Origin of the sequence: Nonomuraea sp. NPDC048901 (assembly GCF_040649695.1) — a bacterium.
In the GTDB taxonomy this organism is placed as follows: Bacteria; Actinomycetota; Actinomycetes; order Streptosporangiales; family Streptosporangiaceae; genus Nonomuraea.
The window spans coordinates 198,611-212,565 of record NZ_JBEZFW010000010.1; the positions used below are offsets into that span (position 1 = coordinate 198,611).

Here is a 13,955-nt window from a genome sequence, read left to right on the forward strand (position 1 = left end):
GACGAATGAGAATCGGCCGGTCGCTCAGCGCCGTGGCCCTCATCGGCTTCGTGGCGCTGATGCTGCTCCCGCTCTACTCCATGATCGTGCTCGCGTCGGCGCCGGACGACACCGACCTGTCCGGGTTGCGGTTCACCGGTTTCGCGCTGTTCGGCAACATCGGCGAGATCATGTCCGACGGCCGGTTCCCGCGCTACCTGATGAACAGCGTCCTGATCGCGTCGGCCGTCTCCGTGCTCGACGTGGCGATCTCGGCCGCCGCCGGGTACGCGCTGGCCCGGCTGCGCTTCCCCGGCCGGGCCGCCCTGCTCAACCTGGTGGTCGTCGCGCTGTCCCTGACCCCGGCGATCGTCATGATCCCGGTGTTCGTCATGCTCAGCGAGATCGGCTGGCTCAACAGTTACCAAGGGCTGATCGCGCCGTTCGCCGCCAGCGCGCTGGGCGTCTTCCTGGTGCGGCAGTTCGCGCTGGGCATTCCCGTGCAGATGCTGCACGCCGCGCGGGTGGACGGCGCCAGTGAGCTGCGCATCTTCCTCCGCATCGCCGTACCGCTGCTGCGGCCGGCGCTGCTCACCGTGCTGCTGCTGCAGTTCCTCGCCCAGTGGGACAACCTGATCTGGCCCTTGATCGCGGCCAGTGAGCAGGACCTGTGGACGCTGCCGCTGGCGCTGTCGTCCTTCGAGGGGGAACACGGGATCGTCTACCACCTCCAGACCGCGGCGGCGCTCATCTCGATCCTGCCTCCGCTCGTCCTGTTCTCCTTCCTGCAGCGTTACTACGTCTCAGGTCTCACCCTCGGAGGGGTCAAACGATGACCGACGGCATCCGCGTCGAGCGGGTCACCAAGCGCTACGGCAACCAGGTGCTGTTCGCCGACATCGACCTGCACGTACGGGACGGGGAGTTCCTGGTGATCGTCGGCCCGTCCGGCTGCGGGAAGTCCACGCTCATGCGCATCGTCGCCGGCATCGAGCCGGTCAGCGCCGGCCGGGTGACGGTGGGCGGGCGGGACGTCACCCACGCTCACCCCGGCGACCGCGGGATCGGCATGGTCTTCCAGGACTACGCCCTGTACCCGCATCTGAGCGTCGAGGGCAACCTGGCGTTCGGGCTGCGCGCCCACCACGTGCCGAAGGAGGTCATCCGTCAGCGGGTGGCCGACACCGGCCAGGCCCTCGGGCTCACCGACCAGCTCAAGAAGAAGCCCGGTCAGCTCTCCGGCGGCCAGCGGCAGCGGGTCGCGCTCGGCCGCGCCATGATCAGGGAGCCGGCCGCGTACCTGATGGACGAGCCGCTGTCCAACCTGGACGCCGCGTTGCGCGTGCAGATGCGGGCCGAGCTGATCGAGTTTCACCGCCGCACCCGGGGCACCGTCCTGTACGTGACGCACGACCAGGTCGAGGCCATGACCATGGGAGATCGGGTCGCGGTGCTCAACGAGGGCGAGTTCGCGCAGATCGGCACCCCGGCCGAGATCTACGAGAAGCCGGCCAGCGTGTTCGTCGCCACGTTCCTCGGCAGCCCCCGGATGAACCTGCTCGACGCCACCGTACGCCCGGCCGACGCGCACATGGAGCTGACCAGCGGCGAGCTGAGCTGGCGGCTGCCGCGCGAGGGGTTGCCCGCGGACCTGCCCGAGTCGGTGCGGATCGGCTTCCGGCCCGAGTCGGTACGGCTGCCCGTCGACACCGGTACTCCAGCCTATGAGCTGGCGGCGACCGTGTCGTACCGAGAGAACCTCGGCAACGAGAGCATCTTCCACCTCCGCGACAGCACCGGACGGACCATCATCGCCCGCCTCCCGCCCCGCAGCGGGCCGCGCGACGGCGAACACGCGACCTTCCAGGTGCCGCTCGCAGATCTTCATCTCTTCGGCCCTGATGGGCGGGCGTGCTGGCACGGCACCGAACTCGCCGACGACGGCCAGCCGCTACCGTGGTCGGCATGACCGCTGGGCGGGGGAGAAAACCGTCGACGACGAACCTCGGCACACTCATCGCCGTACTCGAGAACCGGATCCTGACCGGACAGTGGGCACCCGGTGCCCGGCTGCCGTCCGAACGCGACCTGGCGGCCGAGTTCACCGTCAGCCGCCCCGTCATCCGGGAGACGCTGAAGGCCCTGCAGGAGCGCGGGCTGGTCGAGGTCTCGCCGCAGCGCGGCAGCTTCGTCCGCCAGTACACGGCCGAGAACCTGATGCGGCCGATGAACCTCGCGGCCCGCGCGGCGGGCGTCACGGCCCGGCAGCTCATGCGGGCCCGCGTCATGCTGGAGACCGAGGCCGCCGGTCTGGCCGCGACCAACGCCACCAAGCAGGACCGGACCGACCTGCTGCGGATCCACCAGCTGTTCGCCCAGCCGGGCAACGTGCACGCCAGGGCACGCGTCGACCTCACCTTCCACGAGACCATCGCGCGGGCCTCCGGCAACCCGGTGATCCACATGATGTTCACCGCGATCCAGGACCTCACCTACGGCCTGATGCTGCGCAGCCTCAGCGACCGCGAGGTACGCGCCGCCGGTGAGCCCCTGCACACCGTGATCCTGGAACACATCCTCGACCGCGATCCCGACGGGGCCCGCGAGGCGATGCGACGGCACCTCGACATCGCCGGAGACCTCTATGGGCCGGACATGGACACGAGCCTGGCCGAGGTCATCGAACACCAGCTCGCGGCGCCCTCGGCCGAGCTTTTGGCCGACGACAACGTGACGGCGGACTCCACACCCGCCTGACACGTCACCATGGCACCGCCGTGTGGAGATGATGCAGGAGACCAGTGCCGGGGCTGCGCGCCGCGCTGGAGCATGCCTGCGCCGAAGCGGGCCTGGCCCCCGACGTACGCGCCGAGACCGACGACCTGGCCCTGCTGGCCGAATTGGTCGAGCACGGCTTCGGCATCGCCGTCATGCCGCGCTCGGCCGCCCGGCGTCTGGGCCCGCGTCTGGTCACGCTCCCCCTGCGCCACCCCGCCCCGGGCCGCCCTCTGACGCTGATCTGGCGCCGGGACCACGTCACCGCCCAAGCCTCCCGTCACCGGCCATCGGTAGGGCAGACCGGCCGCCGCGCGGCCCAGCACACCCCGGTGCCTGTACGGGCTTGTACGGATGATTCGGCCAGGGCTTCACCGGCCACCGCGTTCTCGTCAGCGTGGTTCCGGCAACCACCCGTCGCGGAGCGCATGGGCTTCGCGCGAGCAGAGAGGGGAACCCCGTTGTCCAGACTCGTCAAGGTCGCGTCCGCCGCGGCGGCGCTGTCCGGAGTTCTCGCGCTGACGGTCACGGCGGCCCAGGCCGTGGCCAGCTCCCAAACAGGCACACAGACCAGCGCGCAGTATTTCACCGGCGAGAGCGGCCCCTGGACCGCCCAGACCATCGGCGCCTGGGGGAACATCCCGACGGCGTCCGTCAACATCACCGTGCCCACGGGGACGACGCGGTTCGTCGACGCCCGCTTCACCGCCGAGTCCGTCTGCGTCGGCACAGCCGGCGCATGGTGTTCCGCGCGCATCGTCGTGGTCAACTCCGCCGGGACGACCACCGAGCTGCAGCCGGTCGCGGGCACGGACTACAAGTTCGACAGCCCCGACGGCGCCGAGGAGGCGCATGCCCTCGAGCGTTTCTCCCCCTCTCTGGGCCCCGGCACCTACACGGTCCGGGTGCAGGCCCTGCGCATGTCGGGCATCAGTCAGTTCATCCTCGACGACTACGCGTTCACGGTCGGTCTCGTCGAGCCCTGAGGCGGGCTGGGAAGCTGCCGGGACATGACCCCGTTCGTCCCGGTCACGGGCAGGGGGGACGGTAGGGCAGACCGGGCATCCGGCGGGCCCATTCCGCCGGGCTGATCACAGGGTAGGCGAGCGCGCATGCCTGCCGGGCGGCGCGGCCGGCGTCGGTCTCCCAGAGCCGGACGGTCGCGTCGACGCCGCCGGTGGCCAGCGTGCGGCCGTCCGGGCTGAACGCGGCGGTGTACACCCGGTCGGTGTGGCCGCTCAGCGTGACCGTGGCGTCCGGCTGGCCGGCACGCGTGAGGTCCCACAGGTGCACGGTGCCGTCGAAGCCGGCGGAGGCCAGCAGTTGGCCCCCCGGGTGGAAGGTCACGGCGGCGACGGCGCTGGTGTGGCCGATCAACGGCACGGGCGGCCGCCGGGCGGGCCGGGCGGCGATGTCGTGGAGCAGGACCACGCCGTCGGCGCCCGCCGAGGCCAGCCGGCGGCCGTCCGGGCTGAACGCCACGTCGTTGACGGCGTTGCGGTGGCCGGTCAGAGTGGCGGTGACGGCCGGGTGGCGGGTGTCGGTGACGTCCCACAGCCGTACGGTGCGGTCGGCGCCTCCGGTGGCCAGGGTGCGGCCGTCGGGCGAGAAGGCCACCGCGAGGACCGTGTCGCCGTGCCCGGTGACCGTCGCCAGCGGCCGCGGGTGTCGCGGATCGGCGACGTCCCACGTGCGCAGGGTGCGGTCAGCGCCCACGGTGGCCAGGGTCCGCCCGGACGGATCGAAGGCGGCCGAGTACACGTTGTCGGTGTGGGCCTTGATGGTGGAGAGTGGGCTGGCGCGCCGGCCGTCGCGCACCTGCCAGAGCCGGACGGTGAAGTCGAGGCCGGCGGTGGCGAGTACCTTGCCGTCCGGTCGCCACACCGCCCGGACGATGCCATCGGTGTGGCCGACCAGGACGGCCCGTGGCGTGGGCGGGCGCCCGGGGGCCAGGCTCCACAGCCGCGCTGTCCGGCCGGCCCCCGTGACCAGGGTGCGGCCGTCGGGGCTGATGGCGACCGTGTAGACGGTGCCGTCTTGCCCGCCGATCAGCGGCGCCCGCAGGTCCCACAGCCGGATGCTTCCGTCTCTGGAGGTGGTGGCGAGCGTTTCACCGGAGGGCTGGAATTCTGCGGCGAGGACCGTGTCGGCGTGCCCGGTCAGGGTCAGGGGGATGCTCGCGGGCCGCTGGAGGTCCCACAGCCGTACGGTCATGTCGTAGCCGCCGCTGGCGAGGCGCCGGCCGTCCGGGCTGAACGCCAGCGCCGCGACGCCGTTGGTGTGTCCGGTGAGGGTGCCGATCGGCTTCGGCGCCCGCGGGTGGGCGACGTCCCACAGCCGTACCGTGTTGTCGAAGCCGGCGGTGGCGAGCGTGCGGCCGTCCGGGCTGAACCGCGCGGCCAGGATCGCGGCGGTGTGGCCTTCGAGGTCGGCCAGGCGCCGGGGACGGCGCGGGTCGGCGACGTCCCACAGACGCGCGGTGTTCCCGGGCCCGGCGGTGGCCAGGACGTCCGCGGCGGGGGCGAAGACCGCCGTGGTCATCGTGCCGGGCTCGACGGGCAACTCGGCGGCCAGGTGCGGACGCGAGGGGTCGGACACATCCCACAACCTCGGAACGCCGTCATGGCCCGCCGTCGCCAGGGTGCGGCCGCTCGGGCTGAACGACACGTGCCGGATGCCCTGGGCGTGGCCGGTCAGCACGGCCAGCGGGCGCGGCGCGCGCGGGTCGGCCACGTCCCACAGCCGGGCCGTGCGATCGTCACCGGCCGTGGCCAGGACGCGGCCGCCGGGGGCGAACGCCACCGCCAGCACCGCCCCGAGGTGGCCGCGGAGCACCGCCAGAGCCCGCGGACGATGCGGACGGCGCACGTCCCACAGGCGCGTTGTCTGGTCGGTGCTCGCCGTGGCCAGCAGGCGCCCGCCGGGCTGGAACGCGGCCCCGTAGACGGCGTTCTCGTGGCCGGTCAGCAGGGTCGCCGGCATTCCGGCCACCGCGCTGAGCAGGCCGCCTCTGGCCTCGGCGGTGGGGAGCAGCCGGTAGGCGGCCAGGGCGAGCTGCGCGGCCAGGCCCGGGTCGGTGACGCGCAGTGCGCCGGTGTCCGTCGCCGTCTTCCGCGAGAGCGCCTGGTCGCGCTGGTACGTGGCGGTGCGCTCCGCGTCGGCGGCGGCACGCTGCGCGCGTACCGCCACACCGGACGCGACCAGGGCCAGAACCAGCAGGGCCGCGAGCGTGGCGACGGCCTGGTGCAACCGGCGGGTCCGGCGCCGGGACTGGCGAACGCCCGCCTCCAGGAACTCCCGCGCGTCCGCCGGGAGCCGCCCGCCATAGCCGGCGGCCCACTCCTGCGCCGCGACCAGGCGCCCGCCGCGATACAGCGCGTCGGGGTCGCGATGGAGGCGTGCCCAGGCCGCGGCGTCGGCGGCAAGCCGGCGCGCGACGACCAGCCCGGCACGGTCGGCGTCCACCCAGGACCGCAGCAGCGGCCAGGCGCGCAGCAGGGCCTCATGGCTGATCTCGACAGTGTCCTCGCCCGCGGTAATGAGCCGCCGCGCGACGAACCGGTCGAGTACCTCCTCCATCTCGGCCGCCTCCTCGCCGTCGCAGCCGTCGAGCAGCTCGGCCACGGTGGCCCTGCGCCGGGTGTCGGCGGCATCGGGCGCGACATGCACCAGGTGCAGGAAGAGGCGGCGGGCCAGTTCGCGGCGGCGGCCGATGAGCCCGTCGTGGACGGCGTCCGCGCTGGCCGCCACCGCACCCTCGATGCCGCCCACCGCGTGGTAGGCGGCCACGGTCAGGCTCCGGCCCTGACCCTGGCGCCAGGTGGTGTACAGGGCGTGCGACAGCAGCGGGAGCACGCCGACCTCGTGCGCCCCGCCGTCCGCGGCGACACCCCCGGACGGGGCGACCTGCCGCAGCAGCAGCTCGACCAGGCCGTCCTCGATCTCGACGCCGGCACGCCTGGCCGGCTCCACGATGGCCTCGCGCAGTTCGGCCTCCTCCATCGGGCCGACGGCGAGCTGGCCGTCCTGCGCGAGCGCGACCAACTCCGGATGCCGCAACGCCGCCGCGTAGAAGTCGGCACGCAGCCCCAGCAGCACGAGCGCGCCGCCGGGCGGCGCGGCCGCGGCACGCACGGCGGCGATGAAACCGCGCCGCTCCGCCTCGTCCCCGCACTCGGTGAACACCTCCTCGAACTGGTCCACCACCAGCACCAGCGGCCGGTCGCCGGCCCCGGCCCGGCCGGCGTACCGGGCGGCGGCCCCGGGATCCTCGCGGACGACCGCGGCGATCTCGCCCGCCGGCACGTCGGCCAGGGCCGCCAGCCGGGCGGCCAACTCGGCCACCGGCCGCGCACCGGGGACGGTCACGACCATCGGCCACTGCGCCGAATCGGGCAGGGCGCCATCGCGGAGGGCCGCGACCACGCCGGCCCGCAGCAGGGAGGACTTGCCCGACCCGGAGGGCCCCACTACCAGCCGCACGCCTCCGCCCGCCGCCCTCATCTCGGCCACCTGCTCGAGCAGCTGGCCGGTCAGCGCGCGCCGCCCGAAGAACCAGCCCGCGTCCTCCGGCTGGAAGGCGGCCAGCCCCCGATACGGCTCGGGACCGGCGACGCGGCGGCCGGGAGCCCGCCGTACCCGCCGCCAGGCGGCCAGCCACGCGCCGGACTCCGCCGGATCGGCCACCCCGCACACTTCCAGCACCCGTACCAGCAGGTCACGCGACGACGTGGCCGGTAGTCCGCGGCCCGCGAACCAGTCGCCGAGGGTGCTGTGCGCGCCGTACGCGCCGGCCTTGGTCGCCACTTGCCGTACGGTCAGACCAGCCCGCTCGCGCAGCGACGAGAGCTCGCGCGCGAACTCCTGGCGGGTGGCGATCCTGCCCGGATCAGGACGGCCCGGATCGGCGTTGGCGGACTCGGACACACGGCCTCCTCTGCAGTCGTGCGAGCTACGCGCCATCGGCCGGCGCCCCCTGTATGTCGCTGACTGATCACAACTGGTTACAGCCGCCCTGTACGGGCTTGTACGGATGATTCGGCGGCCGTTGCGGAGCGGGGGCATGACGCCTCACGGTCGGCATATCGGCGGCCGGTATCCGGAGCCGACCACCCTCACTCCTGGTCCCGGACAAGTCAGTCGAACATTCACGGAGGGTCCACGCCAATGACAGCATCGACTTCCGCTCACAGCCGGCTCGACGTGCGGCGAATACGGCGTATACGGCGGCGAGCGGCATCGTTCATCGCATCCGCGCTGATCGTCGCGGCCGTTCTCCCCGCCGACGCGGCCCGCGCCTTCGCGGACGTCGCCGTGAACCTGCAACTGCGCGGCGCCTACGGCTCTGTGAGCATCCGCGTCAACGGATCACCGACCGGCACCTGCTCCGTCTCGAACTGCCAGTACATGGTGCCCGTCGGATCAACCGTGCGATTGACCCCCGACGGAGACATCACTTCCTGGGGTCCCGGGCCCTGCCAGTACGTGTTCGGCACCCAGCCCTGCAGCTTCGCGGCGCTGTCGAACACCAGTTTCCAGGTGGTCTTCCTCGGCTAGGACGTTCCCTTCCCGGCCTTTTCGCAGTCCACCTTTCGATGGATCCTCACGCGAGCAGCCGGCTGTCGGCCTCAGCGTGACACCGACGGCGATGAGATCGGTCAACGTCAAGCGTGGCCGCCCACGGTGATCGGGCCGAGCGTCAGCTGGGGTTCGCCCTCCAGGATCTGTCCGGTGAGCGCCACCTGCTCGTCGAGTTCGCGCAGCTGGGCGGGGGTGAGCTCGCGCAGCGACTCCACCGTGACGGCCAACCGGCGGCCGGACCGCCGCTGGTGCCACACCCCCGCCACCTGCCCGTCCACGAGCAGCACCGGGAAGTTGCCCGCCTGGCCGCCGTTCAGCGCCCGCGCGGCGGCCGGGCCCGGGTACAGCAGCTCGCGCGGCCTCCCGGCCACGACATAGGCATCGAAGTACGGCAGCAGCCGTACACCCCTCGGCGGCTCGTCCGGCACCTCGGTGTCACCGGCCGCCACCCAGGCCGGAACACCATCGAACAGCACCTGCTCCGGCTCGGCCGCCGCGAAGCCCGCGGCCGCCCACCTGACCGGCGCCCCGATCCACTTGGCGAACTGCTCGGGCGTGGCGGGACCGTACGCCCTCAGATAGGCGTTGACCAGCTCAACCAGACAGTCGTCGACCGGCTTGACTGTGTGGCAATCCGTGGGCGGGGCGATATAGGTGACCTTGCGCCCCCTCGCCGGGCCGAACACGAACGCCCCTCGGTGCGCCGCCGTCGCCATGGCCTGCCGCCAGCGCGGCCACATGGTCTGGAAGGCCGGCATGACGAGGTCTCCGGCCCACGGTCCCGTGGTGGCCACGACCGCGTCGCTCAGCTCGTCGATCGTCAGGGCCGCTCCGGTCATCAGCACCTCGCGGATCGCCTCCACGACCTGGTCGGTCTGCGCGGAGGTCAGGCGTACGTCGTGGGCGAACACCGAGTGCGCGACCGGTAGCGTCGACAGGGCTCCCACCCACACCGGCAGGTCGCGGGCGGGCAGCAGGTGTACGGTGCCGCGCGGGCCGTGCGTCTTGACCAGAGTGCGCTCGCCCCACAGCGCCTCGCGCACCCCGGCGCGCGTGACGCCCTCCAGGCGAAGGCCGATCGACAGCTCGGCCGCCGACATCACCTGGGCATGGGCGCCGCACATGGCGGCGACCACGTTTGCCGGAGTGGCGTCCTTCGCGGGGGCGGCCAGGCCGTGCCGCTCCAACCGCCTGGCGCTGACCTGGGACCACGACATCTTCATCATGAGACCGACCCTATGGAGTAATGCGGCAAGATTCGTTCCGCGTTTCGAGCGGTGTCGCAGGGGGACACACTCGATACGTACATGCCGTTCAGCGCCTCTACGACGCTCGTTCTCCCGGGTCGGGAAGGCTGAGCAGGGATGGAGCCGAATGTGCGGGCCGTGTGTCACATCCGGCGCACGACGATCACGGGAGTTCTCTTCCTTGCGGCCATCGCGGCGGTCGTGTCGTTCCGTCACATGCATGAGCTCTGTCTCCGGCACGGTGAGGATCGCCTGGCGGTGGTGCTCATCCCGCTCGCGGTGGACGGCACGATCGTTGTCGCTTCGATGTCCATCCTCTTGGCCAACCGGTACGGTTCGTGCGGTGGCGTGCTGGCGTGGATCATGCTCGGGGTCGGCAGCCTCGCCAGCCTCGCCGCTAACGTCGCGGTCGCGGAGCCCAGCCTGATCGGCCGGATTATCGCTGCATGGCCAAGTGCGGCTCTCATCGGTAGCTACAAACTCTTGATGTCTCAGATCCGTCGGCTCTCAGCCGCGTCGAAGCGCGTGGCGGACGCTGTGGAAGACCTATCGGCCGCAGAATCAAGCTGTTCGTGAATGTGCAGGCGAAGCCATCGGTGATCTGCCTGTGCGCGGAGTGGGTCGCAGTGATATCGAGGCTCTAGGTCTTCACCGTTCTGCCTGGCGGTGGGCGCAGGAGAACCGACGCCCGGACGGAGGTCTACCATCCGGAAAGGACATCGCTATGGCGTTATTGATGCCCTGCTGTGCGAGCCTTGACCTGGGACTTTACCCTAGGGTCACTCATCACCCTGGAGGGATCGCAACGTGCATTCATGGCCGCTTACATGACCAGCAGCCTAGCCACCCCAAAGCTCAGCCGAGACCCCGCGCTCCAGCCTCGGCTGCTCGATCTCGCCGTAACGCGCGACCGACGCGCTGAAGTGCGCAGCCCAGATCTGGTTGCCGAAATCGAAGTGCCACCATTCATCGGCGTCGCACCGGAAGCCGGCGCCCGTCATCGCGTCCCGGAGAATCCGCCGGTTGCTCCGCGCGATCGTGTTCCAGGCGTTGTCTTCGAAGTAGAGCGCGGCCGACTCCGGCCCGAAATGGTCATACGGCGTGCCCATGTCGAGCTCGCGCCCGTATGCGTCCACCAGGGTCAGATCCACGGCTCCCCCGGTGGCGTGTGGAGGAATGCGCCGCGAGCTGCCGGGGTCGGTGACGAAGACCTCCGCCCTCTTCCGTAACTCCTCCTCGTCCGTGTCCGGATGGTCCGCCCGCAAGGTGGCCAGATAGTCCTCGAAGATGTTTCGCTGCACGAGCCTGGGGCGGTAACCGTCCCAGATCTTGAAGGTCAGCGGCGCCAGAGTCCGCTGGATGTCCACCAGCATTCCGGCAACCGCCTGTCGTACGAACATCGCGCTCGTCGGCGACAGGCCGCGGTGGAAGTAGGAGGGATAGCACTCGAACGGGTAGGACCTCAGATCCGTCAACGGATCCCCGTTCTCCCGGATGGCGACGTGCTCGAACTCGACCGCCGTCATGAACGCGCCGCCAGCAGGCAGATGCGCTCACACAGTTCCGGGAAGGGGATCCCGGCCGCCTGCGCCGACTGTGGGAAGAGACTGGTGGCGGTCATCCCGGGAAGGGTGTTCGCCTCGAGACACCAGATTCCGCCGTTGTCGTCCGCCCGGAAATCTACCCTGCTGTACGATCCCAGCCTGAGGCTTTCGTGGGCGCGGACGGCCAGCGACCGCAGCTCGTCGTCCAGGGCGGCGGGAATGTCCGCGGGGAAGATCTCCAGCGCCCCGCCGACCTGATATTTGGCCTCGTAGTCGAAGATTTCCTGACCTTCCATCCTGATCTCGCCGACGGCCAGCGCCCTGCCGTCCAGGACGCCGACCACGAACTCGCGGCCCGGCACGAAACGCTCGATCAGCACGTCCGCGTCGCGCCTGCGGGCTGCCCGTACGGCCTCGCTCAGATCCTCCCGGTCTTTGACGAGGGTCAGGCCGATCGAGGAGCCCTGGGCGTTGGGCTTGACGATGACGGGGCTGTCAAAGGGAAGGTCGTCGAGATCGTCATTGGGCCGCAGGAGAACCCATTCCGGCGTGGGGATTCCTGAGGTGGACAACAGTCGTTTGGCGATGTCCTTGTCCATCGCGACGGCACTCGCGAGGTGCCTGCTCCCGGTGTAGGGCAGGCCGGCCGAGCCGAGGATGGCCTGGACGACGCCGTCCTCGCCGGCACCTCCGTGCAGCGCGAGGAAGACGACGTCCACGCCCAGCAACTCCTCCACCAGTCTGGGTGCGACCACCGTGGTGGGTGGCCTGACCGGATCGGGGGGCGCGGGCGCGACCTTGGCCCGCATCACGCGTTCGGCGTCGGCCGGGCTGAGCCTGCCCTTCGCGATGTCGAAAGCCTCCACGCGATGCCCGAGCTCGCGCAGGGCGGCCATGACCTGCGCGGCGCTCGCGACCGAAACGTCTCGTTCCGCGCTCACCCCGCCGAAGAGCAACGCCACGCGCATGGGTTTCCTGGGCGGAATCATCAGGACGTCCTACTCTCGAATTCTCGTATGGTCGCGTTAATGTCGTCGTAGAAATGCATGGCGTCCTCCAGGATGAGAACTTCTGTCTGAATGGGCACCGCGTCCGCCCGCGCCTTCGCCATGTACGCATGGATCGGCCGGACGAGATCGTCGGGCACGAGCCCCGGATCGCCGACCACCGCCGTCATTCCGGCGTTGCGTAAATAGAGGGCAGCGGTGATCGCCTGCTCGCCGAAGACCGGATGGGGATCGACGAGGGCGACATGAGCGGCCGTGGCCAGACGGCCTTCGCAGCGGATCACCGCCTCGGGCGTGACGCTCTTCACGATGTGGAACGCATGACACTCAGGCGGTGATCCATGGCTCACCAAAACGAGCGGTATTGGGGGCATCTAAGGAACCTCTAACAAGATGATCTAGAAAAGGAAGTGATCGCCGCCCTGGGCGCACCGGAGCAGCGTCGGCTAAGAGGTGGACTAGCATCAGGCCGGGGTGTGGGACATCACCACCACCCCGACATCCGGCACGAGGTACAACGCCGTTTCCGTCCCCCTGCCCACAGGGCTGTAGCGGAGGCCAGGTCGGGCTGTTTGTCGGCCCAGGCGCGGGTCTTGTCCACGGCCGCGGCGCTTCCCCAGGGGGCGGACTCGAGCGCTTCCACCACCGCGGCCGGGATCTGATGCAGCCGGCTCATCACGATCATGGGCGGGTGCGCGTCCAGCGCGGCCTGCACCGGGGTGGGGGCGAGGCCGGGCGCGTGTTCGGCGAGCAGGGTGAGCGCCGCCCATTCCCGGTGGGGCTCTCCTCGCCTCCAGGAGGTGTAGCGCTTGCTTGTCGCCGGAGGCCGCTGACACCGGTCACGAGGCCGGGCAGGCGCGGTACCAGTCGAGGGTGGCGGCGGCGTGCGACGGCGTGCGGGGTCGCGGTGAACGGCCCGAACGTGGTGACGAACTTCGAGGCGTCGCTCACGAACGGCCGGTCGCGCTGGTACCACGTCTCGCCGAAGGCACGCACGGTCGGGTTGAACAGGCCGATCAGGCGTGGCATCGGGCGGCCGAGCGCCGCCGTTCTGCCGGGCTGCCCCAGCTCGGCGATCACCAGGTCGAGGAGCTCCCGGCCCGTCACGGCAGGCGCCGCCGGCAAGTGCCAGGCATGGCCGTCAGCCCGCGCGTCACAGCCGAGCATCACCAAGCCCCTGGCGATGTCGGGCAGGAAGCTGAGCGTGTGGGGCTGGTCGAGCGACCCGACCCAGCGGATGGGACCTCCCGGCGAGCGCCGCCCCGAACACCGTCGTGCCGACGACGGTGTTGACACCGCCGGGACCGTAGTGGTCGGAGGCCCGGCCCAGGGCAATGCGCAGTTCGCCTGAGCGGTGGGCATCCAGCAGCGCCTCGGCCATCGCGGCGCGTACCCGGCCCTTCGGGTTGCGGGCGGCGTGGGGTAATGCCTCGGTCATGGGCCCGTCGACGGGACCGTACATGTACAGGTTGTCGGCGAAGACCAGCTTCGCGCCGGAGGCGGCTGCGCCCTGCCGTACCGCGTCGGTCATGCGGGGGAACTCCTGCACCCATCGGGTGTAGGCGGGTGAGGCGCAGTGGTAGACGACCTCGGCCCCGGCGCAGGCGGCCCTGGCCCCCTCAGCGGTGGTGATGTCGCCCCGATGGGCCTCGACCCCGGGCAGCGCGGGCGCCCGGCCGCTGCGATTGACGGCGCGGACGCGGTGCCCCCGGGAGACGAGCTCGCGGACCACGGACGCGCCGACGCCCCCTCCGGCGCCGAGGACGACATGCAGATCAGATGTAGCGGGCACGGCGGCCTCCCATTAACAAGATTGGAAACAT

13 protein-coding genes are annotated in these 13,955 nt (G+C 71.1%); 6 read left to right on the plus strand and 7 right to left on the minus strand.

The genetic code is table 11. The features are described 5' to 3' along the window. Window positions 1-5 precede the first annotated feature (5 nt). The 4 genes from AB0C30_RS32835 to AB0C30_RS32850 are packed head-to-tail and all read left to right on the plus strand — an operon-like array spanning window position 6 to window position 3,740. Window positions 6-815 carry a carbohydrate ABC transporter permease gene (locus tag AB0C30_RS32835; protein ID WP_357951933.1) on the plus strand — a complete coding sequence of 270 codons (810 nt, stop codon included), beginning with the start codon at window positions 6-8 and terminating at the stop codon, window positions 813-815. Further along, on the plus strand, window positions 812-1,948 hold the full coding sequence (locus AB0C30_RS32840; protein ID WP_357951935.1) for an ABC transporter ATP-binding protein: 1,137 nt from the start codon (window positions 812-814) through the stop codon (window positions 1,946-1,948). Before AB0C30_RS32835 ends, AB0C30_RS32840 begins: the two co-directional genes overlap by 4 nt. Beyond that, window positions 1,945-2,736 (plus strand): FadR/GntR family transcriptional regulator, encoded by a 792-nt coding sequence (locus AB0C30_RS32845; protein WP_357951936.1) that lies wholly within the window; start codon window positions 1,945-1,947, stop codon window positions 2,734-2,736. The genes AB0C30_RS32840 and AB0C30_RS32845 overlap by 4 nt, the downstream gene beginning before the upstream one ends. A gap of 44 nt (window positions 2,737-2,780) precedes the next feature. Next, window positions 2,781-3,740 carry a LysR family transcriptional regulator substrate-binding protein gene (locus AB0C30_RS32850; protein ID WP_357951938.1) on the plus strand — a complete coding sequence of 320 codons (960 nt, stop codon included), beginning with the start codon at window positions 2,781-2,783 and terminating at the stop codon, window positions 3,738-3,740. A gap of 43 nt (window positions 3,741-3,783) precedes the next feature. On the opposite strand, the gene AB0C30_RS32855 is transcribed toward AB0C30_RS32850, so the two are convergent. After that, window positions 3,784-7,680: an AAA family ATPase gene (locus AB0C30_RS32855; protein ID WP_357951939.1), complete on the minus strand. Its 3,897-nt coding sequence runs from the start codon at window positions 7,678-7,680 to the stop codon at window positions 3,784-3,786. Between the two features lie 240 nt (window positions 7,681-7,920). On the opposite strand from AB0C30_RS32855, the gene AB0C30_RS32860 reads away from it, so the two are divergent. Further along, a complete protein-coding gene (locus AB0C30_RS32860) occupies window positions 7,921-8,310 on the plus strand; it encodes a hypothetical protein (protein WP_357951940.1) in 390 nt (129 codons plus the stop codon). Between the two features lie 107 nt (window positions 8,311-8,417). Here AB0C30_RS32860 and AB0C30_RS32865 read toward each other — a convergent pair whose 3' ends face one another. Continuing rightward, window positions 8,418-9,560, minus strand: coding sequence for a winged helix DNA-binding domain-containing protein (locus tag AB0C30_RS32865; protein WP_357951942.1), 1,143 nt, complete (start codon window positions 9,558-9,560; stop codon window positions 8,418-8,420). 138 nt (window positions 9,561-9,698) lie between these two features. Here AB0C30_RS32865 and AB0C30_RS32870 point away from each other — a divergent pair, with 138 nt between their 5' ends. Beyond that, window positions 9,699-10,157, plus strand: a complete 459-nt coding sequence (locus AB0C30_RS32870; RefSeq protein ID WP_357951943.1) for a DUF2637 domain-containing protein — start codon at window positions 9,699-9,701, stop codon at window positions 10,155-10,157. A gap of 263 nt (window positions 10,158-10,420) precedes the next feature. Here AB0C30_RS32870 and AB0C30_RS32875 read toward each other — a convergent pair whose 3' ends face one another. The 5 genes from AB0C30_RS32875 to AB0C30_RS32895 form a co-directional block, all read right to left on the minus strand. Next, window positions 10,421-11,107, minus strand: coding sequence for a M15 family metallopeptidase (locus tag AB0C30_RS32875; RefSeq protein WP_357951945.1), 687 nt, complete (start codon window positions 11,105-11,107; stop codon window positions 10,421-10,423). After that, window positions 11,104-12,093 (minus strand): D-alanine--D-alanine ligase, encoded by a 990-nt coding sequence (locus AB0C30_RS32880; protein WP_357951947.1) that lies wholly within the window; start codon window positions 12,091-12,093, stop codon window positions 11,104-11,106. The genes AB0C30_RS32875 and AB0C30_RS32880 overlap by 4 nt, the downstream gene beginning before the upstream one ends. 20 nt (window positions 12,094-12,113) lie before the next feature. After that, window positions 12,114-12,440 carry a hypothetical protein gene (locus AB0C30_RS32885; protein ID WP_357951949.1) on the minus strand — a complete coding sequence of 109 codons (327 nt, stop codon included), beginning with the start codon at window positions 12,438-12,440 and terminating at the stop codon, window positions 12,114-12,116. A gap of 373 nt (window positions 12,441-12,813) precedes the next feature. Further along, window positions 12,814-13,299, minus strand: a complete 486-nt coding sequence (locus AB0C30_RS32890; RefSeq protein WP_357951951.1) for a hypothetical protein — start codon at window positions 13,297-13,299, stop codon at window positions 12,814-12,816. After that, on the minus strand, window positions 13,286-13,924 hold the full coding sequence (locus tag AB0C30_RS32895) for an NAD-dependent epimerase/dehydratase family protein (protein WP_357951953.1): 639 nt from the start codon (window positions 13,922-13,924) through the stop codon (window positions 13,286-13,288). The genes AB0C30_RS32890 and AB0C30_RS32895 overlap by 14 nt, the downstream gene beginning before the upstream one ends. Window positions 13,925-13,955 lie beyond the last annotated feature (31 nt).